We start from the raw sequence: 2,561 nt of genomic DNA on the forward strand, positions 1-2,561 counted from the left end.
CTTTTATTGAATTATTACGGAAAAAACAGTCAATAAAGCAGTAAAGGCGTTGAATATCATCTCCACATTCAACGCCTTTATCATTTTCATTAACAGCCTTATATTACCAAGGTTTTAATCAACTATCTTTTCCATTAACATAACTGCTTCAACATGTTTTGAGATGAAATCATAGCTGTCAAAGGGGAATTTCTATTTTCCTTTTTTACCAAATTATCTTTGAGGGGATATATCCACTGTGGGCTTGCGTATGTGGGAAAATATCAGTTCCTTTATCCGATTTGAAAAAATGACTCCGACAAGTTGAAATCTTGTTTGCCCCGAAAAACTTGTCTCCTCAGTTTTTATTCCAACAAAGAATGTATCACTTTAACAATGGTCAATCCATAATCAACAAAGAAGCTTTTTTGTTCTTCCGAATAGGTTTTTCTTTCCGATATTGCATCATCTGTGGCATGCCTAAAACAATGCATTTTCTTTCTATAGCTTGTTACTACATCGTTAGAAATATAATCAAAACAAATCGTAGAATAATCAAGTGTAAGAAACTTACCGTTCTTCTTTAATAAACTTTCTATTAAATTTGCTATCTCTGCAAGTTTTTCATCTATACTCATATTATTGAATGATGCTTGTCGGTTTGATATCTCAATAAACTTTTGATTGATTGAATCATCTATATCAACATAGGTTGATTTCTGCTCAAATGTCAACCTTGCAACAAATGTTCTTCTGACAGCATATCGAACAGTCCCAATATCATCATCTCCCTCTGCAATAGTTCTGTTCCTAATTTCTCCATAAGTAAAGTCACTAGGTGCAACAGGTGGTCGTGCCAATAATCTAGGAAATTCTTTTATCACATATCCTACTTTGTATAAATAATACGATATGAGATAAAACCAACATTTATTTTCACTACCAGAAAAATCTACATCTGGCTGGCATAATTCTCTAAACTTTGTTATAGCTTCCTCTGCATCATACACCTCAAATTCATAATCCTCTACTTCCGTATAACCACTAAATATATTGTAAACATTATTAACGTTCTCAATCGAATCGTAAAAACGATAATGATATTCATCCTTTTGTATATTTTGGAAGTAAAAATCTTTTAACTCCATACTGACACTCCAATTCTTTTGCTCAATTTCGTAGTGCACCTTCAGATAATCATCACTATAAATTCTAATTTATAACGTTACTCGGACTCATTACCGCTCTTTATCTCATCACCATCTGGTAAAGTTCAAAGCTCGATGATACAAGCATTATCCTTAATCAAGGTTTTGTATTGCTAAAGCAATTAGGCCAAGCGTATCGCTTAAAAAACTGGAAACGATTCGAAACCACCCTGATTCAAGCGAATCAGCTGAAGATCTCATCAGGATTAAAGCGTGTCTTAAGAACCTTTAGAAAGTATCAGAAACCTATCCACAATTGTTTTGTTTACACAGGTTTGACTAATGGTCCCTTAGAGGGCATCAACAATAAGATTAAAGTACTAAAACGGAATGCCTATGGCTATCGAAACTATAGCCATTTTAGAGACAGAATCTTACTCATGACTCGTCTTTATGAACCCGAATCAAAGAAAAAAGATCAAGCAACGTTATTCGTCGCTTGATCTTAGCATGATCCTTCATCAACCTTATTTGACAAAGAGCCAATTTTTATGCTAGAAAGTTAATTTTAGAATTCACATCATAACGTGTTGATTCAAGTGGTTCTTCGCCTGGTTTACCAATTGAAATTGCCATAATAGGCACGAAACGCTCATTATCAAGGTTTAAAGTTGCAACTAAGTCTTTTGAATTATAGCCTGCCCATGCATTCGCTTCATATCCGTGTGCTCTAGCAACCAATAATAATTGCATTGCTAACATTGAACTGTCTAAGGTAGCATCTTTAATTAAAAAGTCGCGATCAGCTTTCTCATACATTGGTAAAAATGAATTGAAGATGGCGTCTAATTTTTCTTTGGTAATTTTGCCCTCTTCATACACTTTGGTCCAAACTTCGCGATAAACTTTATGTGAGTGAGTATCGCCTAATATAAAGATTGTAACTGGTGCTGTTTCTAATTGGGGATAGTTAAACGGCATCGTGACTGCTTTGACTTTGTTACGAGCTTCTTCATTATCAACGACGACAAAGTGCCATGATTGTAAGTTACATGCGGATGGTGTAATTGTCGCTTCATCTAACATTTCGACGATTTCATCACGACTGATATTTTGACTAGGGTCAAATCGACGGCATGAACGACGATTGAATACGATATCTTTATAGTCATTATTAACATAATCTTTTGCTAAAAATTTTTCTCTCATGAAAACACTCTCCTTTTCTTATAAATTAATTTTATCCCAAAGCTGGTGGATTTACAATGAATTTGTGAAAAGTTTAACAATGTATTAAAATAAATATGAGACCAAGCAAGAAGATTTATACTGTGATTAAAATAAAGATTTTTAATGAACTTTTTTGCTTTTATTGAGCGTTTATATTTAGATACAGCAGAGTGGCATTAAGTAACTCCTCGATACCCCCCACGG

3 protein-coding genes are annotated in these 2,561 nt (G+C 34.0%); 1 reads left to right on the top strand and 2 read right to left on the bottom strand.

Annotated features, from left to right (window positions below; translation table 11 throughout):
* Positions 1 to 344: 344 nt before the first annotated feature.
* Complete coding sequence (locus tag ABS916_RS12810; RefSeq protein WP_350452266.1) at positions 345 to 1,127, bottom strand: hypothetical protein; 783 nt, start codon at positions 1,125 to 1,127, stop codon at positions 345 to 347.
* A gap of 149 nt (positions 1,128 to 1,276) precedes the next feature.
* On the opposite strand from ABS916_RS12810, the gene ABS916_RS12815 reads away from it, so the two are divergent.
* A complete protein-coding gene (locus ABS916_RS12815; protein ID WP_350452267.1) occupies positions 1,277 to 1,630 on the top strand; it encodes a transposase in 354 nt (117 codons plus the stop codon).
* Between the two features lie 46 nt (positions 1,631 to 1,676).
* Here ABS916_RS12815 and ABS916_RS12820 read toward each other — a convergent pair whose 3' ends face one another.
* On the bottom strand, positions 1,677 to 2,336 hold the full coding sequence (locus ABS916_RS12820; protein ID WP_016897901.1) for a nitroreductase family protein: 660 nt from the start codon (positions 2,334 to 2,336) through the stop codon (positions 1,677 to 1,679).
* Positions 2,337 to 2,561 lie beyond the last annotated feature (225 nt).

It is taken from the genome of Carnobacterium sp. (assembly GCF_040274945.1).
GTDB lineage: Bacteria > Bacillota > Bacilli > Lactobacillales > Carnobacteriaceae > Carnobacterium_B.